Genomic DNA, 20,903 nt, shown 5'->3' with positions numbered 1-20,903 from the left:
AGCGCTATGCTAGAGGTGGGAATTGGATTCTAAACGCTCTTGTGTACTTGTATTGGTAAGCTCTCTTGGGGCGAAGTCCATAAGCATAGATGAGATGCTTGCACAAGACAAGCAACTCAAGCTTATCAGCACATTTTCTTATATCAATATCCATAACAAATCCTACACACTCAATGCTCTGCCCTATGCCCTCCCTAACAACATGGGATTTGTCAATATCCCGCTGCTTGGCTACCAAAACACAAACGAGGACTATCTCAACCTCTCGCTTTATGCACGGTATGGAATCTCCTCTCGTCTGGAAGTATTTAGCACACTCAGTGGCTTCTACCAGCACTCAAAGCTTGATACCAATGGCACTTTCTCCACACACAATAGAATGGACTTTAGCTCGCTCAATCTTGGGACACTCTTTCTTGCCAAAAAAGAGGGTAAATACCCCGCTCTTATGCTAGGTGTAAGCGCAGATGCTATGGATAAGACCTACTTCACAAGGACTTTTAAAAGCCTACAATACTTCAAGAGCTATTCGTTCTTTGCGACAAGCTACTACACAAGCGATCCCATTGTGTTCTTGCTCCAAGCGGGCTTTCGGCTCAATACACCTAAGCGCGCTTTTGGCTACATACTAGATAATGGCGAGATATTCACACTCAGCCCCACGATATATTTCGCAGTCAATCCCTATGTATCGCTTCACTTTGGCGTGCGCTACCAATACCAATCCAAAGACTTCTTGAACAAAACTGCGCTCAATATGCAAGGCTCAACTGTCAGCTATACCTTTGGTGTAGCTTATGAGCTAAAACATAGGCTTATTGTCTTTGGCGATGTAGAGAAGCTCGATACAAGTCTTTATACAAGCAATACAATCTCGCTTAGCATCTCTTATAGAATCTAGATGAAAAAGCTACTTTGTGTGCTGCTAACGCAAGCTGCTTTAGCCTCAAATATGCAAGTCCAAAACAAATACATCAGCATAGAAGTGCCAACGCGCTCTTGGCTAGAGATACGAGATACAAATCTCGTGCGCCAACAATATGACTATAGCTGTGGAGCAGCCTCTCTTGCAAGTATTTTGAAGTTTTATTATGGGGAGGATGTGAGTGAGCTTGATATTTTACAGTGGAGCATACAAGAAAAGGGCATTGACTTAGAGCCCAAAGAGCAAGAGGATAAAAATATTGCGCGCTTAAGCTTTCTTGACCTTACACGCTTTGCTGAGCTCTTGGGGTATAAAGCCATGGGTCTGGCCCTAGACTTTGCTACTCTCTCTAAGCTCAAGTCCCCTGTGATTATCTATGTGAATGTACGTGATATAGAGCATTTCAGTGTCTATAAAGGAAGTGATGAGCAGTATGTGTATCTTGCAGACCCAAGCTTTGGGAATCTCAAAATAAACATTGCAAAATTTATCGAGATGTTTTACCAACGAGATGATTTAAGCCTCCCGGGGAAAGTACTGGCCATCTTGCCAAAGCAAGAGAGCCAAATCAATCAAAGCTTTATGGAGAATCTCAAAACCACACCATCGCTACAAGAAGTAATAAACAACACAACAATAAGACAAAGACCTACAACAAGGCCTTAGACACTCCAAAAGAGCCTAAAATCCTATCCCTACATTAAGATACAAATATGCTGTGACGTTGGCTGGCTCAATTAATGAGAAAAATTTCGTGCCTTTGTACTTGTCAGGAGGATTTATGTTATTTACCTCAGCGCTATGCTCTACCACATCAATAGAGGAAGAATCTAGCCCCCAAAGCTCACAGACGAGTTTTGAAAACACATAGTATTTCTTAAGGTCGTATTTCATACCAAGATACAAACTACTACCAGAGCCTTCTTTTTGGTAGAACTTCGCATCTCTGAGAAAGCCAATTTTGCTTATATGGCTTATATTATGTCCTTGGACTAGTGTATTAAAGCTAATGCCAAAGATAAGACTTTTATGCGCATTGAAAAAATACTCTCCCTCATAGCCAAGAGGCACATAAAGATAGGTCTGCTCACGTGTATAAGAACCTAGACCTTTGATATTGTTGATCAAATAGCGGTGTCCGATACCAAGGGAGATTCGGTGTTTGTAAGACTGTGTGCCTTTAAAGCGCCAGCCGGCCACATAAGAGAGATTATAAAAGATGTCGCTGCTATCGCTCTTAAAAGCTGTGCTCTTGCCAGAGGATAGATCCATCAATGCGCCGTTATAGCGCCCGCCAATGCCATATGAGACATCTGCATAGATTTTATGAAAGATTCTCTCGCCCTCACGAGTAAGAGAGGTATTAAACAATATGGGCGTGCTTTTTATATCCATAACATTAGGCTCTGCATAAACATAGGTGCCAAAGCCTACGCCAAAGTCCGCATATACCTTGCCTATTGAGGTTTCAAGCGCTTTTGCACCTGGTATAAGAAGCATTGCGACTGCCAATACACACTTTCTGCTCTTTTGCTTAAACAAATCTCTGAACATTCACACCTCCGGAATTTTTGTGCCATTATTTTAGCCAAAAAGCCCCAACACAAAGGGCTATCGCCTCATCTCAAAAACAAAATCGCTTCAAACCCCACCACCAACTCAAAGACAAACTTTCTAGTGACTTTGCAAAAAGTCTCTAGGATGAATTTATGGCACAGCAGATTCTGACAAGCTGATTGTCCAATCTCCTGCAAACAATGCAGCAGCAATCATCCTAGACTACCCTTCTATACATTCTTGCAGAAAATATCGAGGGCGCTTTTTGGATTCGATATAAATCTTTCCTATATACTCGCCAATCACACCTAAGCTTAGTAATTGGATGCCGCTAAAAAAGCTAAAAAGAATAATTGTCGAAGCCCAGCCATACACGACATCTGAGGTGAAAAGCTTCACATACATCGCATAAAGCCCCAAGCACAAAGACAGCAAGAAAAACACAACTCCAAGCACGCTGACCATTCGTAATGGCACGATTGAGAAGCTTGTGATCCCATTCCATGCAAAAGAGAGCATTTTACGCAGTGGATATTTCGAATCTCCTAATTCGCGCTTGAGCCTATCATAATAGACCTTATCACTCTTAAAGCCAAGCAGAGGGACTATCCCGCGCAAAAAGAGATTGGCCTCTTTGAACTCTAACAATGCGCTAATAGCCCTTGCGCTCAAAAGCCTATAGTCTGCGTGATTGGATACTATCTTGACACCCAAGATACTCATGAGCTTATAAAATCCAAGCGCGCTATTGCGCTTAAAAAAGCTATCCTTATCACGCGCCTTTCTTACGCCATAGACTACTTCTGCGCCAGATTGGAACTTATAGACAAACTCCTCAAGAGTATTAATATCATCTTGCAAATCACAATCTATGCTAATAGCACAATCACATCTGTGCTTGGCATACTCTAGCCCTGCTAAAAGGGCATTTTGGTGTCCTTGGTTGCGAGAAAGTCTGAGTGCGATTATCTTTGGCCTCAAAATGGGGGGGGGGGCAAGAATGTGTCAGATTCTTTAATATCTGCCATGTTTTATCCTTGCTCCCATCATCGACAAATACAAGCGCAGAATCTTGTGCGATAATCTGGCGCTCTATCATACAAGAGAGCTTCTTGTGCAAGATTTCAAAACTCTGTGCTATTACTTCCTCCTCGTTATAACAAGGCACAACCACAAAAAGTTTGGGATTCTTATTCAAATTTTCCATACAAGTCCTTTAAGGAGCAATTATACAACTTCTACTCTGTGATGCTTAGCCTTCTATATACTCCTGCAAGGAGTATCGAGGGCGCTTTTTGGATTCGATATAAATCTTTCCTATATACTCGCCAATCACACCTAAGCTTAGTAATTGGATACCGCTAAAAAAGCACATAAAAATCACCATAGAAGCCCAGCCATCAATGGCTTTGTCAGTAAAAACCTTGATATAAAAAACATACATGCCATAAAAGACTGAGAGCAAAAACAGCGCCATGCCTAGCACGCTGACCATTCGTAATGGCACGATTGAGAAGCTTGTGATCCCATTCCATGCAAAAGAGAGCATTTTACGCAGTGGATATTTCGAATGACCCAACTCGCGCTCTTTGACATCAAAATAGACTTTCTCCTGCTTAAAGCCCATCTGCACAATAAGAGCTCGCAGAAAGAGATTGCTTTCATTGTATTGCTTGAGTATGCCTATGGCTCTATTGCTCAAAAGCCTATAGTCTGCGTGGTTTTTGATAATATCCACTCCCATGAGATTCATAAACTTATAGAATCCCAATGCAGTGTATTTCTTTAACAGCACATCGCTATCTCTGCTTGTACGAATCCCAAAGACAATATCAGCGCCTGAGACGAATTTTTGGACAAATTCATCGATCTTTTCTTCATCTTGCTGCAAATCGCAATCTATGCTAATAGCGCAATCACATTTGTTATAAACAAACTCTAAGCCTGCTATAAGTGCATTCTGATGGCCTCTATTCGCAGAAAGTCTCAGCGCTACATTATGTGGGCGTAATGGATGTGGTCGTAATGGAGGTGTTTTTGGCCTGCAAATAATGGGGGGGGGATAGAATCTAGTGGCAAGATTTGGAAATCCATAGAGTTAGGGATTTTGGAGTTAGGAATTTTAGAGCTAGGAGTTTTGCTTATCATCTGGTGTAATATCCCCCAAGTCTTATCCCTACTGCCATCATCGACAAAGCACACAAAGCTTTCTTGGCTGATTTTCTTGCTGTCTATTAGGCGTTGCATTTTTGCATTCAGCTTCATATAGGCCTGTTTTATAATCTCTTCCTCGTTGTAGCAAGGCACAATAAGTGCGAGTTTTGGCAAGTGCATATCCCCTCCTTATAGCTTAATAGATACGTTGTATGCCCGGATATTCCAAATACTGCTGGTCTAAAAATTTTGGGTAAAAGGTTTTTTGTGTTGGATTGCCGAAATTATGGCGCACACCAACACTCAGGGCATAATCCACATTATAACTGCCAAAGAAACTTTTCTCAAAGCCAAGATAGATTCTTGTATCGCTTGCTACCTCTATGTCAAAACTCATATTGATAAGAGTATGGAAATCCAATCTAAGATTATTCTCTGTAGATGTATGAGCAAAATCATCACGCACACTCACCTTTCCTATCCCAAGATCTTTGAGCACACTTCCGCCCACACGCCAATACCCGCGAACTTTAGCAAGAGCAAACATGCTTGATATATCAAGGCCGATTCCAAGGATGCTTACAAAACGCGGGTGGCTCACAAGATGCAATGCTGCTGTTGGATTATCAAATCTGAAGTTCTGAGAGCTGACATAGCCTAGGATTGCTTGTGCTTGTGGCTGTATATAAAACTCCTTTTTATACACAAAGCTAAATCTGCGTCCATACTCAGCGCTCATATATCCTGAGTGCGTTTTTGTATCGCGCTTCCCAGAAAACTCTGGTGTATTTGCAGTGTATTGGTTGTATGAATAGATATATCTGCCCACAATATCCAAATGGCTGTCTGCAAAAAGACTTGCACGATAAAACCCAAGAGAGATTCCATCATTTCTTGCACTCATACTCTTGCCAGCAGATCCAGACATAAAACTCCCCACAAAGCCTAGGTAAGTGCTTGTATCCTCATGCCAAGTCAGCTTATCAAAGCCCCCTTGCACTCTGAAATTTGATACATAAAAATCTTGATTGTTTGTGATTGCATCTGTAGCTATCCTTAGCCACATGCCATCATTGTCATTGGCTTCACGCACTTCACCAAGACGTTTTGCCATAGTGTTAGCTTCCAAATAGAGTTGGTGATAAGGTGTGAGCAGCAAAGATTCTAAGAGCAAAACTTCTCCTCTAACCAAAAAGACAAAATTATACTCAGCGTTTCAGAGAATCCCAACTCATACACAAAGCCATCTTTTGTTATAATCCCAGCCCCACCTTATCTGCAAGGATTTCTATGAGCGCTTATGAATCAGATTTTGAAACCATCATCGGACTTGAAGTGCATGTCCAGCTCAATACAAAAACCAAGATTTTCTGCTCCTGCGCCACAAGCTTTGGGGATGAGCCAAACAAAAACGTCTGCCCTACCTGCTTGGGCTTACCGGGTGCATTGCCCGTGCTCAATAAAGAAGCAGTCAAAAAAGCCATATCTTTTGGCACTGCTGTCAATGCCACAATCAACCAAAACTCTATCTTTGCACGCAAGAACTACTTCTATCCAGACCTGCCTAAAGCCTACCAAATAAGCCAGTATGAGATTCCAATTGTTGGACGTGGGAATCTAGAGATAGAGATTGATGGGAGGAAAAAAACAATAGGCATCACACGCGCGCATTTGGAGGAGGATGCGGGGAAAAACATCCACGAAGATACGGTCTCAAAAGTCGATCTCAATCGCGCCTGCACACCATTGCTTGAAATCGTAAGCGAGCCTGATATGAGAGATTCCACAGAGGCTATTGCCTATCTTAAAAAGCTGCATTCCATTGTGCGCTTCTTAAAGATAAGCGATGCGAATATGCAAGAGGGAAGCTTCCGCTGCGATGCGAATGTGTCTATCCGTCCAAAAGGAGATTCCAGATTCTATACGCGTGTAGAGATAAAAAATCTCAATTCCTTCAAATTCATCCAAAAGGCAATTGAATATGAAGTTTCCCGCCAAATAGAAGCTTGGCAAGATGGCAAATACACAAGCCAAGTAGTGCAAGAAACAAGGCTCTTTGACATCACACAAGCAATCACACGCTCTATGCGTAGCAAAGAGGAGGCCGCAGATTATCGCTATTTCCCAGAACCTGATTTATTGCCTGTGTTTATCGATGAAAAACTTATGAATGAGGCTACAAACATTCCAGAAATGCCTGATGAAAAACTTATGCGCTACACACAAACACTAGGACTGAAAGAAAATGACGCAAAAGTGCTTGTGAGTGAAGTGGAATTAGCGGAGTTTTTTGAATGCATGTTGGAATCAGGCATAAATCCTAAGCAAGCACAAATTTGGCTGACAAACGAACTTTTAGGCAGACTGAAAGGCGAAAATACTCTCAAAACCTGCGGGATAGATTCCCAAAATCTCAGCATATTGGTAGCGCGGGTTACAAGCGGTGTCATAAGCGGCAAAAGCGCGAAAGAAATCCTTGATGTATTAGTAGAGCAAAAAGGTGGTGATGTCGATAGATTGATAGAAACTATGGGATTATTGCAAGTCAATGATGACAATGCACTTCTTAGCGCGATAGATTCTGTTATCAGTGCAAACTCCGATAAGGTAGCAGAATACAAAGCAGGCAAAGACAAACTTTTTGGCTTCTTTGTTGGTCAAGTGATGAAGCACTCAAAAGGAGCAAATCCCACGCGCGTGAATGAACTCTTAAAAGAAAAACTGCAGTGAATATTCTTATCTGTAATTTAGGTATTGGCGGAGGCGGCGCAGAAAGAGTATTGATTGACTTCATACAATACTGGGACACCCAACAAACCCTTATCAATCCCAAGACCAACATAGATCTCTTTTTGATTGAAAAAAAGAAGCAAGATGCCTATCTACCATTTGTACAAGAACACTTGCATAAAGTTCTTACATTCCCCCATATTTTTGGCAAAGTGAGATTTTTGAACAAATTCTGGAAAAGACGCGTACTCAATAACCCTGCCCTGATTAACCACTTCATTACAAAAACTTATGATGTGGTAATTGGCTTTTTGGAAGGCATTAGCAGCATTTATATCTCGCAATTAAAAAGTGGCAAGAAAATCTCATATATACACACTTCGCTTTATGAAATACGCAATGGCATACGAGATGAGAGAGAAGCAAAGGCCTATATGGCTATGGATTGCATTATCTGCGTCTCACACTATGCAAAAGATTCTCTACTGAGGCTTTATCCAGAACTAGAATCAAAGCGCATAGAAGTCATCTATAATCCACTCAATAAAAATATGCTGTTACAAAAAACACAAGAAAGAATAGAAATACCCAAAGATAAATTCGTGTTTTTGCAAGTAGGCAGGATCACTTACCAAAAGGGACTAGCCACATTTCTTAAAGCACACAAGATACTCCAAGACAAGGGTGTAGGTGGCTATGAGATTTGGCTTCTGGGAGAAGGAAAGCGGTATAAAAACGAACTGGATCTGTTTATCAAGACCAATGGATTAAAGAATATCAAATTTCTAGGTTTTGTAAAAAATCCATACCCATACATCAAAGCATGCGATTGCAAAATCCTCTCTAGCCACTTTGAAGGCTGTCCTATGGTACTGCTTGAAAGTGCGGCTTTAGGCAAGGCAATTATTAGCAGTGACATACCTACAAGTAAAGAGATTCTCTCATCCAGCGCTCTGTATTTCAAAAACCAAGACGCCAAAGACCTCAGTGAATGTATGCAAAAAATACTCTGTGATTCTGAGCTCAGAAACAATCTACAATCCCAAGCACTCAAGCAAAGCGAGCAATTTGACCTTACAAAAAGTGCCAAAGCGCTAGAGACAATACTCTATGACTTGGCCATGAGCTAAACCTTTGGAATTCCCCCAACGCTCTTTAATGTAAAAAATGCCTTGTATGCGTGAAATACATCGCTATGCCAAACTCATCGCAAGCAGCTATAACCTCATCATCACGTATGCTACCCCCAGGCTGGATAATCGCACTCACCCCCACATCTTTTATAAAATCAATGCTGTCTCGAAACGGAAAAAATGCCTCTGAAGCAAGAGTGGCATCTTCTAAAGACAATCCCATATCCTTAGCCTTATGCAATGCAGCACGAATAGCATCCACACGGCTTGTCATACCCATGCCAATACCTACAAGAGCACTATCTTTGACATAAGCCACGCAATTTGACTTTGTCAAGCTCGCTATTTTGTAAGCGATTTCTAAATCTCGCATTTGCTCAGTACTAGCACTCTTTTTTGTAACAAGCTGCGCGTTTGCTATCTCTTCTTGGGTCACCTTATCACTACTTTGATAGACAAACCCACCTTGTATATGTTTAAAATCATAATCGTCATAGGGATAATAGAGAGTGTCTTGGGAAGTGTTTGCAAGCATGAAAATTTTCATACGGTTTTTGCTGCCAAAAATCTCAAGTGCCTCTTGTGTGATATTTGCTGCCACTAAGACTTCGATAAAAATTTCATTGATTTTCATAGCCAAAGCCTTATCCACTATGCCATTTACTGCGACCACTCCCCCATACGCGCTTACATTATCACATCTAAGTGCACTCACATAAGAATCTAGTAAGCTCTCTTTGATAGCAAATCCACAAGGATTTCCATGCTTTATGATACACACTGCCTTCTGCGTACCAAATGCGCTTGCAAGCATAACCGCGGCATTTATATCCGTGAAATTATTAAAGCTCGCTTCACCTTTGAGGATTTTAAAATGCCTACTAAAAAATCCATCAAACTCATACAAAGAGCCTTTTTGGTGTGGATTCTCGCCATAGCGCGTTGCACACACTTTAGAACCTACAAGAAATTGTTTTTCTCCAAAACCATCGCAAAATCTTGCATTCATATAATTTGCAATGATGCAGTCATAACTTGCCGTATGTGAAAAAGCCTTTATCATAAGCTCCCTGCGTAGTTCTATGGTATTTTGGTCGTCTTGAAGCGCTTGGATTACACGCTTATAATCCCTAGGATCTGTGAGTACGAGCACGGATTCAAAGTTTTTGGCTGCTGAACGCACAAGAGTAGGCCCACCTATATCAATATTTTCAATAATCTCACACAAATCATCGGTGCGCGCAATAGTCTCTTTAAATGGATAGAGGTTAACACACACAAGACTTATGGGGTTTATATTGTGTCTGATGGCAGTTTGTAAATGCGCATCATTACTCCTTTGGTAGAGTATTCCGCCATGAATCTTTGGGTGTAATGTCTTCACCCTCCCATCAAAAAGCTCCTCGTTCTGTGTGTATTCACTCACTTCAAGTGCTTGTATAGCATTGTCTTTGAGATGCTTCAGTGTCCCGCCAGTACTCAGAATCTCAAAGCCAAGCTCTCTTAACTCTTTGGCAAATTCTAAAATTCCCTGTTTATCACTCACGCTCAATAATGCATACATTCTTTTCGCTCCTCATGCCTATGATAAAATGAATTGTAACTTATATCAATATAAGAAGGAGTCTGAAATGGTGTGTGTGCTTGATATAGAGAGTGTGCCGGATACGCATTTATTATGCGCCAAGTTTGACTTGCAGCCAGAGCTTAATGAATTAGAAATTTGCAGACAAGCTTTTGCATTACAAAAAGAAAAAAGCGGCTCTGAATTTTTACCAATCCCTTTCCATAGAGTGCTTTGTATCTCAAGTGTGTTGTGCGATGAATTTGGATCAGTCATAAAAATAGGCAACTTCGGCAAAAAAGCAAAACAAACATTTTTAGAGAATCTGCAATCACAGCAAAACCTCATAAGCAAAGAACTTCTTGATTCTTATGAATCCGCACTTTTGGCTGATTTTTGGGAATTTTTTAATAAAAAACAGCCAAGTCTTGTGAGTTTCAATGGCAGGGGATTTGATCTTATAGTACTCACCTTGCGCTGCATGCGCTACAACCTCAGTGCAAACGCACTTTTTGAAATAGAGAATCCGCAGCACAATAAAACCAAATGGGAAAACTATCGCTCAAGATACAGTGAGAGATTCCATACAGATTTGTTTGAGAGTTTAGGAAACTTTGGCTCTGTACGCAACCTCAATCTTGATACCTTATGCCAAATGAGCGGAATCGTAGGCAAATATGATATGAATGGTGCGCAGGTATATGAATGCTTCTTTGGCAGTGATGATAAGAATAAAGCATTAGAACGTATAGAATCTTATTGCCAAAGCGATGTGCTTAACACCTATTGGCTTTATTTGAAATATCTCATCTTAAAAGGGGAACTTTTAAAGAATGATTATGCAAGGCTTTTGGATGAGCTCATCCAAAAGCTTCCACAAACACAAGAGTATTATGCTGCATTCAGCGCACAGATAAAGCAAGAGCTAGAAAGTCTCTCTTAGGGGGGGGGGATAATGCAAACCTACCTTACAAAAAGCGGAGAATTAGTAACCAAGCAAGGCTTGATAGATGAAATCCAAGCTTTGCTTAACAACATAGCCCACAGAGATTCTAAACTGCAGCAAACATATCTCAATAAGGACATTATGGAAGTCTTAGAATTCAGTGAGCTAGAGAGTATCCGCGATAATCTTTTAGAAAAATCCTCCAACCACATAGAATCCAATAAAGATTGGCTTTTGGGATTAGTCGACAAAAAGCCTTAGTGTAGTGCGCTATTTAGTTCAATCTTGCGATTGCTTCTGAAAGCTATCATATGCCCGTTTTTAGAATCTTGGCGGAAGTGGATTCCATTTCTACCCGAAAGTTCTTTGCCTTTGTACAAATTGCTTTGATTGATGATAAATCCCGGATTAATCTCTGCGATCTTTTCAGCTTCAAATTTTGAAATCTCAAAAACAGTCCCGCTTAAGACTGCTATCCCACCATCGACTATACAGCCATCGCCCAAGCTAATCCCAGTAGAACTATTCACTCCTAAAAGGCAGTTCTTGCCAATGCTAATAGGATCGCTATTTCCGCCACTTAAGACCCCTAAAATACTAGCACCACCACCTATATCACTGCCCTCACCTACGATCACACTTGAGCTGATCCTGCCTTCATTCATACACTCACCAAGTGCGCCAGCATTAAAATTCACATAGCTTGCGCCGGGCATCTGCGTATAGCCACCTTTACCCAGATATGCCCCAAAGCGGGTTTTAGCAGAATCCAAAAGCCGTATATTGTCATATTGCGGAATGACTTGCATAAGATAGCGAGGGAACTTATCGACAAAATCAATACTTGGGAATTTGCCTTTCAGCTTTAACTTTATCTCATTCTTGCGCAACCACTCAAGCTCATAGGGCTTATTGCCACTCCATGCTACATTGCTTAGCAGAGCAAAGATTCCATTGAGATTGAGACTCCTTAGAGGGGCTTTTCCCAAAGAAAGCGCTAAAAGCTTCATATACACACTCTCTACGCTATTACACACCTCATCAGTATACAGCACACACAATCTATACTTCGCTTCGCCCTTTTTATTCATCAGTTTGCCTTTGTTGGCGACTTTTTGGAGTTCTAAGATGATTTGGATATTTTTGTGCATATTCTCATCACTCAAAGATTCGCTTAAAAATGGTGAATACAGCTCTAACGCACTCTTAAGAAACTCACCATTGACGCCATAAAGTGCTTCATTTTGGTTTTCGCTGATAACACTCTTAGCATTCAAGGCAGATTGGAGCAAAACTGCAAAAGTGCCAAGATTTTCTCCCTGCCAATTCAGTAGTGGATAGCTTGCACACAGAATCTTGCCACCTTTACCAATATCCACACGAGCGATACCAAAGCCTAAAGGTTGTCTGTAATTTGGTGTTTTCTGAAAATTATCCACAAAAGTTTTAAAACCTTGCATATATACTCCTTAGATTCAAGATAGGGAGGGGATTGTAGCAGAAGTTAGTCAAAAGGCATGTGTTATAATAAGCCCAAAAACAATGGCGCTTCTCAATGAGACAAGTTTTCCTCTTTTTTTTCTTGATAACTTTTAGTAATGCTAGCAGCCAAGAAGAAAACCACGAGGATTTTTCAGAAGTAAGTGGATATATAGGTAGCTTTGTCAAAAGCTCAAGCCTTGGAGCAAACAAAGATTCTTATGGCACATTAAATTTCTCCGGCATACTCAGCCACAAACCCCACAAAGATGTTGTGCTGTCGCTTGGAGTTTTTGGCGCGCTTGCTCTTTTGAGTGACCCAAAAGAGAATATCAAAGACTACTCACGAGCAAGCTATGTCAATAATAAGGGTTTCTTGCATTACCAAAGCAATAATTTCAGCGCACAACTAGGCAGATTTGAATCCAATCTAGACTGGCTAGGAGAGCATATACAAGGAAGCTTGCTTGATTACAAACAAGATCTCACCCAGAGTACAAATCTTAGAATCTATGCAGCCTATGCAAACGAACAAGCCCATATCAATCGTGAAGAACAATCAAACTTCGAGGAATTCCAAAAGGAATACAACTCAAAAGACATGCTTGTCATAGGTGTACAAATAGGCAACAAGACAAGTTCCATAGGATTGTATGAATACCATTTTGTGGATATTTTCAATACAGCTGGCGCAAATATTTATCTACAAATCCCCTTCTCTCTTGCTTGGAGTTTGCAAGCACTCTCACACTTTGCATATTCTCATAGCCTTATGCCTCTTTTACGCGCACCTGAGAATGCATTCTTTCATGGAGAAAAAGACATTGGACATACTTATCTAGGATTTGTGCGCATAAGTATGCATTACAAAGAATCCTTTATCACTGGGCTTGGTTGGGTGAAAATCGGCGAAAAAGACTTTATAAACGCTTATCTTGGTAATAAGTTTGTGTTTGAAGCAGATGATCACACACCATTTTTATTCAATGTGATAGCGCCGGGTGGATGGCATAATGGCAGTAATGCAACGAACATGTTTTATGGACAAACAGAATCTTTTTATGGCTTTGGGGCTTTCAAGCTTGAAAATCTCAGCTTTAACCTCCATATCCGACAATCAAATGGTATAAAAATTCGCACACACGGCGGCAAACAAACACAAATCAGCGTAGGAGTAGGATTTATGACAAGCAACTCTTGGAATCTAGGTGCTGTGGCTGTGTACATGCGACAAGAAAGACGCACAAGTGCTAATAGCATAAACTCAAGCTACTTTAAGACTTTCATAGAATATGCCTTTTAATACCATGTCTATCTCTTGTGTCATTCTCTGTGGTGGGCGATCTAGCAGAATGGGTCAAGACAAAGCATTGCTTGAATTTGGCTCTATGTCTTTAGCGGAATTTGTCTATAACAGGCTCTCTAAAGGATTTAAGCAAACGCTACTTTGCACAAAAAGCCCGGATGAGAGATTTAGCGCGCTTAACTTGCCTCTTTTAATAGAATCCAAACAACAACCAGACTACCAAGATGCCTCCTTGTTCTCTCCACTTTTTGGAATAAAAAGCGCTCTTGTATATGCACTTAAGAACAAGAGCAAATATGTAGCGATTGCCAGTGTGGATTCACCTTTCATCACTCCTTGGCATTTCCAGCAGCTTTTTGGGCAAATCAAGAGCTCGCCTGAAACGCAAGTAGGCTACATCACGCAAATCTTGGCAAATAATCAAAGAAAAGAACATTTTCTTATCTCACTTTGGCATACAAGCACACTGGATTCTCTAAACAAGGCATTGAAAGCGCAGGATTTGAAAGTCTCTAAACTTATAGATTCTCTCTCTCACTTGAGCTTGGAGCTTGATGATAATACACTAAGCTTTAATCTCAATACACTCCAAGACTACCAAAATGCACAGATTGCATTGCAATCTCATGAGATAAATAAAGAATAAAAAGCGTTTTTCTTAAAGTCTATCTTCCGCATTCTAAGCGGGCTTACAATCCCTCCAAAGCCTTGCTAATATGCTATAATGCGCGCTTTTGCTAAGCCTTGAACATCCAAAATTTGTATTGAAAACAACAAGGAGTATTAAGAGTGGGTAGAGTTTTTCTGTTTTTCGTATGCAATCTGCATTTTCTATTCTGTATAGCGCCCATTGATTTTAAAGTCTATGATATGCAAGGAGCACAAAGCGGACACAATGTACTTATTATGAGCGGGATTCAGGGTGATGAGCCAGGTGCTTACAACGCAACAAATCTTTTCTTGCAGTATTACACAATCAAAAAAGGCAGTGTGAGAGTGATACCTGTCTTAAGCCCACATTCTATGTATTACAACAGCAGAGGGATCTATGGTGATCTCAATAGAAAATTTGCTACTTTAAGCAAACGCGACCCAGAATTTGGAGTGATACAAAAAATCAAGGAGCAGATTCTCAAAGCAGAGATCCAAGCAGTTTTTCATATGCATGACGGAAGTGGCTTTTACAGAGAGCAGTATATAAATGAGACTTTTAATCCAAAACGTTGGGGAAACTGCTCGATTATCGATCAAGATTCTATTAATGTAGAGCCTTTTGGGAATCTCAAAGAGATAGTAGAGCAAATCGTAGCACACACAAACACAGGGCTTTTAAAATCATTCCACAAATACCATATCCACAACACCCATACCGCCATAAAAGACAAGCAAATGCAAAAAAGCCTCACTTATTTTGCGATAACCAATGGCAAACCAGCTTTTGCACATGAGGCCTCAAAGACATTGCCTCTCAGAGAAAGGGTGTATTACCATCTATTAGGCATTGAGGGATTTTTGCAAGCTGTAGGAGTGGAGTTTGAGCGCAATTTCGACCTCACACCAAAGACAATAGCCTCACTTATCAACGACAAGAATCTCACACTCACGATAGATTCTTCTATCACAATCCCACTTTTCCATCTCAAATCACCCATCAACTTTTTCCCTATACCTTTGAGCGCAAAAGGAGATGTGCAAAATCTGGCATTAGAATCCAAAAGCTATATTTTAGGCCTCAGTCCAGAGGGCGATTTCAAGGCAGATTCTATGGTATTTTTAAAATATGGCAATCGCACAATGGCTCGCATAAAGCCTTTGTATTTGGAGTTTGACAAAAGCTTGGAGCATATAGATATACAAGTAGATGGCAAAAGACAAGAAGTAAAAATTGGCTCCATCCTCAAAGTCAAAGATAATTTCTATCTGCACAATAAAGACGGCTACCGTGCAAATGTCATTGGATTTATCAAGCCCAATGACATCGCAAAGAAACCCCAAGAATTTGACGTCTTAGTGCAGAAAAAGGCGATGCTCAAAAAGTTTGCCCTCGATATAAATGCAAAGCTCTATCGAGTGGAGTTTTACAAAGGCAATGCGTTTAGCGGAATGATTCTTGTTGAATTTGAATAGAATCTTAAAATCCATAACGTAGATTGATATTCATAACTTCATCTTCATGACTACCACCATTAAGAGAAATACTATACTCTGCTCTTAGAATCAAATGTGAAAAGACATAACTTGCTCCAAAACTTAAAAAACTCAAATTACGCGCTTGCGAAATCCCTGCACTTTTAAAACTTACACCATCTACACCTACAAAATGCGCATCTGAAACAAAATTCGCTGGGTTTTGTAGGTGCAGAATCAGCCCTAGAATAAGAATATAGTGTATTACGAGACTCTAGAGGCGCCCCCCCCCCGTTAATAGTTTGCGAAATTACTCCATTAGCAAGCCCATAAGAGATACTAAAGACAAGTGTAGAGCAGATGTGAGATTTGCACATGTTTTCTCCTTAAAAAACATTAAGCATTTGGAAAAGATTCCTATCCAATGATTTGCACTTCAGGTTCTAATACTTTCTTAAATTTCTCATACACCCGTGATTTGGCAAGCTGTATAAGTTTTAGTGCGTCTCCAAAACTCCCATTTCCTAGATTAACCAAAAAATTTGCGTGTTGCGCGCTAAAGCCTACACCACCTATACTAAAACCTTTTAACCCCACAGATTCTAAAAGTCTGCCTGCAAAGTCATTGGCAGGATTTTTGAAGCAACTCCCGCAACTTGGCTCTTTAGGGTGTTTCGCACGGATAAGCGAAAATTCTTTGGCTAATGTCTCATCAAAGCCTTTTTGCACTCTCAAACGCGCTTGTAAAATAACCCCGCAAATATTGCTTGTGCGATAGGCCAAATGTAATTTATGAGAATCTAGCCATTCTCCGTTGATATTTACCTCTAGCAATTGCTCTTTTATCTCATACATTTTTGTAAGAACCCTTAGCCCAGCATTCATTTTGATAATCCCACCAAGAGATCCGGGCAATCCTTTCAAAAACTCCGCACCAGCGAGATTATGCTGCTTATAGAATCGAAAAATCCTAGAGGAGCTAGTAGCCGCTCCTATGAGTATGTGGTCTTTTTCTAAGCTGATATTCTCAAACATCGCAGAATCTAGCATCGCAAGATTTCTAGCGTTTGGAGATACAAGGAGGTTGTTTGCCCTGCCAATTATTGTGTGCTTCTGTAATGCCAAGCAATCCTCTTGGGACTGTATAAGACACACGCGGAGTTTTGCCCCGATACGCAGACTCGAGTATCTTGCAAAATCAATAATTTCTGTACGCATCAAAACTTGATATGTGGAATCATCTCTATAAGCATAGTCATGTAATCTGTAATCATACTAATCATCCAAGGCATGCTAAAGATTATCACAGCGACAACTGCTAGTATCTTTGGTACGAAACTCAAAGTCATCTCATTTATCTGTGTAGTAGCTTGGAAAATACTCACTAAAAGTCCTACGATAAGTCCTGCCAAAAGCATAGGAAGCGAAAGAATAAGTGTAAGTTTATAAGTTTGGATAGCTAAAGACATCAGTTGGGATTCCATCAGTTGAACCTTAATTTCATATGGCGAGAAGGCGAGAGAATCGAACTCCCCAAGGACTAGTCATCTAGCCCTACATTAGGTTTGAAGCCTAAGGTGCGCACCAGCTACACTTGCCTCCCAAATACTGTGGGATTATACGCGATACTAACTGAGAGGAACTTTAGTGAATCACTATAAACTTTAAAGTATAATTGCACACTCCCATTAAATTAAGGTGTAAGTTATGCACACACAAAAGCAGTCAATTGAGCAATTAAAAAACATTCCCAAAGTCGATTTCCTGCTTTCTCACGAACTTTTTCGAGACTGCAACAAATCATTGCTAAAAAATCTTATTAGCAAAAATCTCCAAGACTTGCGCACAAAGATTATGCAAAATGCCCTATCACCTTCACAGATTCAAAACACACTCGCCTCTCTCCCACAAACCATCAAAACCCATTATGATACGCTCACTTCTGCCACACTCAAACCTGTAGTAAATGCAAGCGGTGTGGTCATACAGACCAATCTGGGACGGAGTGTGTTTGCACAAAAAATCATAGAGGAGATAACCCCTATTCTTACGCGCTACAACACGCTTGAATATGATTTGCAAAAAGGCTCGCGCTCATCTCGCTATACACATACAAATACACTCTTACAGGCACTCTTTGGAGCACAAGAATTTTTGCTTGTCAATAATAATGCAAGTGCGGTGTTCCTTATCCTGCAGACTTTTGCTAAAGATATGGAAGTTATCATATCGCGTGGCGAGCTTGTTGAGATTGGTGGGGAGTTTAGAATCCCAGAAGTGATGAAGTCTGCTGGCTGTATCTTGCGCGAAGTAGGCTCTACAAACAAAACACATTTGCACGATTACATAGAATCTATCAATCCTAAAAGTGCGCTTATTATGAAAGCCCACCAAAGTAATTTCACACAAATAGGCTTTGTTAAAGCAGTGGATATAAAAGAAATAAACGCATTGTGCAAAGAAAAGGGATTGATTGATTATTACGACTTAGGAAGTGGCTATGTGCAAGATTTGCTTAACGGAGAGAAGCCTATTGCCAAAGGAATCAAAGAACCAAGCTTAAAGGAAATTTTTCAAAACCCTCCTTCTTTGTTGAGTTTTAGCGGTGATAAGCTTTTTGGCGGCCCACAAGTGGGTATTATCGCTGGCAAAAAAGAATTGGTAGACAAACTCAAGGCCAACCATCTTTTGCGTGCATTACGAGTAGATAAACTGACTTTGAGTGTCTTGCAAGCGACTTTACAAGCATATTTGCACAATGACTACGCAAATATTCCTACACTTCACATGCTGTCTTTACAGCCAAGCGAGTTAAAAGAACATGCACAAGAATTTCTCACAACATTACAAAGTAATATAAATAACACATTTAGTTTCACTCTTCTGCCATTAGATTCACTCTCAGGTGGAGGAAGCCTTCCAAATATAAGATTTGAAAGTTTTGGTATTGGGATAAGACACAAGATTATTTGCGCTATGGACTTGGAATCTCGCTTGAGACAAGAATTTAGTATTATCACGCGTATCGAGAAGAATTATGTCATCTGTGATATGCGCACATTACTAGATGGCGACAAAGAGCTTATTATAAATGCACTACAAAACATTAGTCAAAACCCAGAAGATTCTTAAAGGAAACGCTATGAGTGGGGAAAATGACATAATAGTAGGGCTTGCAGGGCATATAGACCACGGCAAAACCTCTTTTGTACGTGCATTAAATGGCTTTGATGGTGATAATACTGCACAAGAGAAAGAACGTGGGATTACACTTGATTTGAGCTTTTCTCATCTCAGCCTGCCAAATCGTAATGTAGCCTTTATAGATGTGCCAGGACACGAAAAACTCATAAAAAATATGATAGCTGGCTCTTTTGGTATTGATGTACTTTGTCTAGTGGTAGCTAGCGATGATGGGCTTATGCCCCAGAGTTTTGAGCATCTTGCGATTGCAAATATTTTAGGCGTACAATCTTGTATTTGCGTGCTTAGCAAGGTCGATAAGGTGAGCAAAGAAACTTTGAATGCTCGCAAATGCGAAATAGAATCTGTTTTCAAAGATTTGCAGATTGCTCTTCTTGGAATCTATGAATTTAGCGCTCTTACACCAGAATCTTATACACAGCAAATCACACAAGCCCTAGATCTTGTGCCAAAGCCGCCAAATCGCGAGCTTGGTATGCTTATGTATTATATTGACAGAGCCTTTAGTCTCTCAGGTTCTGGATGTGTGGTTACAGGCACGCTTTTAGGAGCACAAATCACGCAAGGACAAAAAGTTTTTGTATGCGAGCTTAACAAAGAAGTAGCAATACGTCAGATTCAAATCCATGATACTCCATCTGATACAGCCACGCCCTCTCATCGTGTCGCGCTTAATCTTAGTGGGATTAGTGCTAATGAACTCTCACGCGGCATGCTCATTACACAAAAGGGATTTGTGCGTGGCTCAAACTTTATCGATGTGTATTTACACACACAGCAGCCACCCAAAAACAATACGATTTGCCAACTCTATTTAGGGACGCAACGTATCAATGTAAGAATAAATATCTTAAGCGAAGGGGAAAATGCCAGCTTTGCGTGTCTTTGCGCTGAGGAGAGTATTTACTCTGTGTTTTGGCAACCCTTTGTCTTACGTAATGGCAATATATTGCTTGGCGGCGGCAGAGTACTCAACCCAATCAGCGATCCTATGAGAAAAAAGGACAAAATCCCTCTTTTGCACAGGCTTTTAGAAAAAGACTTCCAAAATGCCTTTAAAATCTTAAGCAAGATTCACAGGCATGGCTTTGGGCTTGTGTGCGCAACCCAGAGGTTTGGGCTTTCTCATTCCCAAGCAATTAGCATTGCTTCAAATATCACGGATATATTTTTTGATTCAAAAGATCTGGTGCTCTATCCACTGAGTGAGCTTGAAAATCTCAAAACACAAATCTTAGATATTTTCTTAAAGAACAAAAACGCGCTCGTCTCTGCTCACAGCTTACAAATAAAATTCCGCTGGGCAAGTCTGAGCTTTCTACAAGATGCTTTAGATTCTCTATACACACAGCATTTCATACTTAAGCAAAATTCTCTTTATCTTGCCAAAAACAATCAGATTCAAAATATTGACGAATACATCTCCCAAAAAATCTACTCTATTTATGAGAATCAGAAATTCTCTCCCATAGCACCTTACAACCTTTATGACGAATTAGATATTGATAGATCCCTAGGAGATAGAGCACTAAAAAATCTCTGTCTTGCAAAAAAAATCGTGCGTTTGAATCACAATCTCTTTATCACCGCCGCTGCATTAAACGATCTCAATGTATTAATGAGAAAAATCATCAAACAGCACACCTATATCGATATAACGCTTTTCAAAAAATATCTCCCATTAAGTCGTAAATATCTCATCAGCTATCTTGAATACCTCGATAACTTCCAAGATATTTACAAAGAAGAACACAAAAGAAAACTCAAATTCACTTAAA

The 20,903-nt window shown here is 40.3% G+C and carries 22 protein-coding genes and 1 tRNA gene; 11 read left to right on the top strand and 12 right to left on the bottom strand.

The genetic code is table 11. From position 1 onward, the window contains the following. Positions 1 to 22: 22 nt before the first annotated feature. Together CCY97_RS04940 and CCY97_RS04935 are read left to right on the top strand one after the other, a co-directional pair. Positions 23 to 901, top strand: a complete 879-nt coding sequence (locus CCY97_RS04940; protein WP_112064375.1) for a hypothetical protein — start codon at positions 23 to 25, stop codon at positions 899 to 901. Next, on the top strand, positions 902 to 1,591 hold the full coding sequence (locus tag CCY97_RS04935; RefSeq protein ID WP_112064374.1) for a C39 family peptidase: 690 nt from the start codon (positions 902 to 904) through the stop codon (positions 1,589 to 1,591). It abuts the gene before it with no gap. Positions 1,592 to 1,606: 15 nt separating this feature from the next. Here the strand turns inward: CCY97_RS04935 and CCY97_RS04930 are convergent, their stop codons facing one another. The 6 genes from CCY97_RS04930 to CCY97_RS04910 all read right to left on the bottom strand — a co-directional run bounded on the left by CCY97_RS04930 (position 1,607) and on the right by CCY97_RS04910 (position 5,810). After that, positions 1,607 to 2,425 (bottom strand): hypothetical protein, encoded by an 819-nt coding sequence (locus CCY97_RS04930; protein ID WP_146744504.1) that lies wholly within the window; start codon positions 2,423 to 2,425, stop codon positions 1,607 to 1,609. 279 nt (positions 2,426 to 2,704) lie between these two features. Continuing rightward, positions 2,705 to 3,463 (bottom strand): glycosyltransferase, encoded by a 759-nt coding sequence (locus CCY97_RS04925; RefSeq protein ID WP_258457001.1) that lies wholly within the window; start codon positions 3,461 to 3,463, stop codon positions 2,705 to 2,707. Next, the gene (locus CCY97_RS08500; RefSeq protein ID WP_258456999.1) at positions 3,369 to 3,689 is read right to left on the bottom strand and encodes a glycosyltransferase; all 321 of its coding nucleotides are present in this window, start codon (positions 3,687 to 3,689) and stop codon (positions 3,369 to 3,371) included. Before CCY97_RS08500 ends, CCY97_RS04925 begins: the two co-directional genes overlap by 95 nt. A 45-nt stretch (positions 3,690 to 3,734) precedes the next feature. After that, positions 3,735 to 4,472: a glycosyltransferase gene (locus CCY97_RS04920; protein ID WP_258457002.1), complete on the bottom strand. Its 738-nt coding sequence runs from the start codon at positions 4,470 to 4,472 to the stop codon at positions 3,735 to 3,737. A gap of 2 nt (positions 4,473 to 4,474) precedes the next feature. Continuing rightward, positions 4,475 to 4,816, bottom strand: coding sequence for a glycosyltransferase (locus tag CCY97_RS04915; protein WP_112064371.1), 342 nt, complete (start codon positions 4,814 to 4,816; stop codon positions 4,475 to 4,477). A gap of 16 nt (positions 4,817 to 4,832) precedes the next feature. Then, positions 4,833 to 5,810, bottom strand: a complete 978-nt coding sequence (locus tag CCY97_RS04910; RefSeq protein WP_112064370.1) for an autotransporter outer membrane beta-barrel domain-containing protein — start codon at positions 5,808 to 5,810, stop codon at positions 4,833 to 4,835. Between the two features lie 116 nt (positions 5,811 to 5,926). Here CCY97_RS04910 and gatB point away from each other — a divergent pair, with 116 nt between their 5' ends. Then, entirely contained in the window at positions 5,927 to 7,366 is a 1,440-nt protein-coding gene (gene gatB / locus CCY97_RS04905; protein ID WP_112064369.1) for an Asp-tRNA(Asn)/Glu-tRNA(Gln) amidotransferase subunit GatB, read from the top strand. Next, positions 7,363 to 8,496 (top strand): glycosyltransferase, encoded by a 1,134-nt coding sequence (locus CCY97_RS04900; RefSeq protein WP_258456996.1) that lies wholly within the window; start codon positions 7,363 to 7,365, stop codon positions 8,494 to 8,496. Before gatB ends, CCY97_RS04900 begins: the two co-directional genes overlap by 4 nt. Positions 8,497 to 8,521: 25 nt before the next feature. Here the strand turns inward: CCY97_RS04900 and purH are convergent, their stop codons facing one another. Continuing rightward, positions 8,522 to 10,063: a bifunctional phosphoribosylaminoimidazolecarboxamide formyltransferase/IMP cyclohydrolase gene (gene purH, locus CCY97_RS04895; RefSeq protein WP_112064368.1), complete on the bottom strand. Its 1,542-nt coding sequence runs from the start codon at positions 10,061 to 10,063 to the stop codon at positions 8,522 to 8,524. A 67-nt stretch (positions 10,064 to 10,130) separates the two neighbouring features. On the opposite strand from purH, the gene CCY97_RS04890 reads away from it, so the two are divergent. Both CCY97_RS04890 and CCY97_RS04885 read left to right on the top strand, forming a co-directional pair. Beyond that, positions 10,131 to 11,006, top strand: coding sequence for a 3'-5' exonuclease (locus CCY97_RS04890; protein WP_112064367.1), 876 nt, complete (start codon positions 10,131 to 10,133; stop codon positions 11,004 to 11,006). A gap of 12 nt (positions 11,007 to 11,018) precedes the next feature. After that, positions 11,019 to 11,270: a hypothetical protein gene (locus tag CCY97_RS04885; RefSeq protein ID WP_258456995.1), complete on the top strand. Its 252-nt coding sequence runs from the start codon at positions 11,019 to 11,021 to the stop codon at positions 11,268 to 11,270. Here CCY97_RS04885 and CCY97_RS04880 read toward each other — a convergent pair. Next, a complete protein-coding gene (locus CCY97_RS04880) occupies positions 11,267 to 12,469 on the bottom strand; it encodes a 2,3,4,5-tetrahydropyridine-2,6-carboxylate N-succinyltransferase (protein ID WP_112064365.1) in 1,203 nt (400 codons plus the stop codon). The genes CCY97_RS04885 and CCY97_RS04880 overlap by 4 nt on opposite strands. Positions 12,470 to 12,564: 95 nt before the next feature. Here CCY97_RS04880 and CCY97_RS04875 point away from each other — a divergent pair, with 95 nt between their 5' ends. The 3 genes from CCY97_RS04875 (at position 12,565) to CCY97_RS04865 (ending at position 15,921) form a co-directional block, all read left to right on the top strand. Then, positions 12,565 to 13,791, top strand: coding sequence for a hypothetical protein (locus CCY97_RS04875; RefSeq protein WP_112064364.1), 1,227 nt, complete (start codon positions 12,565 to 12,567; stop codon positions 13,789 to 13,791). After that, entirely contained in the window at positions 13,781 to 14,440 is a 660-nt protein-coding gene (locus CCY97_RS04870) for an NTP transferase domain-containing protein (RefSeq protein WP_112064363.1), read from the top strand. Before CCY97_RS04875 ends, CCY97_RS04870 begins: the two co-directional genes overlap by 11 nt. 143 nt (positions 14,441 to 14,583) lie before the next feature. After that, positions 14,584 to 15,921, top strand: a complete 1,338-nt coding sequence (locus CCY97_RS04865; RefSeq protein WP_258456994.1) for a M99 family carboxypeptidase catalytic domain-containing protein — start codon at positions 14,584 to 14,586, stop codon at positions 15,919 to 15,921. A gap of 4 nt (positions 15,922 to 15,925) precedes the next feature. Here the strand turns inward: CCY97_RS04865 and CCY97_RS08495 are convergent, their stop codons facing one another. The 4 genes from CCY97_RS08495 to CCY97_RS04850 all read right to left on the bottom strand — a co-directional run bounded on the left by CCY97_RS08495 (position 15,926) and on the right by CCY97_RS04850 (position 17,524). Continuing rightward, positions 15,926 to 16,057, bottom strand: a complete 132-nt coding sequence (locus tag CCY97_RS08495; protein WP_258456993.1) for a hypothetical protein — start codon at positions 16,055 to 16,057, stop codon at positions 15,926 to 15,928. A gap of 281 nt (positions 16,058 to 16,338) precedes the next feature. After that, positions 16,339 to 17,139, bottom strand: a complete 801-nt coding sequence (locus CCY97_RS04860; RefSeq protein WP_112064362.1) for a UDP-N-acetylmuramate dehydrogenase — start codon at positions 17,137 to 17,139, stop codon at positions 16,339 to 16,341. Continuing rightward, the gene (fliQ, locus tag CCY97_RS04855; protein WP_112064361.1) at positions 17,139 to 17,405 is read right to left on the bottom strand and encodes a flagellar biosynthesis protein FliQ; all 267 of its coding nucleotides are present in this window, start codon (positions 17,403 to 17,405) and stop codon (positions 17,139 to 17,141) included. Before fliQ ends, CCY97_RS04860 begins: the two co-directional genes overlap by 1 nt. Before the next feature lie 21 nt (positions 17,406 to 17,426). Further along, positions 17,427 to 17,524 (bottom strand) — tRNA-Sec (locus tag CCY97_RS04850). A 104-nt stretch (positions 17,525 to 17,628) separates the two neighbouring features. Between CCY97_RS04850 and selA the strand changes: the two genes are divergently transcribed. Beyond that, positions 17,629 to 19,053, top strand: a complete 1,425-nt coding sequence (selA, locus tag CCY97_RS04845; RefSeq protein ID WP_112064360.1) for an L-seryl-tRNA(Sec) selenium transferase — start codon at positions 17,629 to 17,631, stop codon at positions 19,051 to 19,053. Next, entirely contained in the window at positions 19,013 to 20,902 is a 1,890-nt protein-coding gene (selB, locus tag CCY97_RS04840) for a selenocysteine-specific translation elongation factor (RefSeq protein ID WP_258456991.1), read from the top strand. The genes selA and selB overlap by 41 nt, the downstream gene beginning before the upstream one ends. Position 20,903 lies beyond the last annotated feature (1 nt).

Origin of the sequence: Helicobacter sp. 10-6591, from assembly GCF_003288805.1 — a bacterium.
Classification (GTDB): domain Bacteria; phylum Campylobacterota; class Campylobacteria; order Campylobacterales; family Helicobacteraceae; genus Helicobacter_F.
Note: the sequence above shows the minus strand (reverse complement) of the source record. Positions and strands in the feature narration are given on the sequence as shown.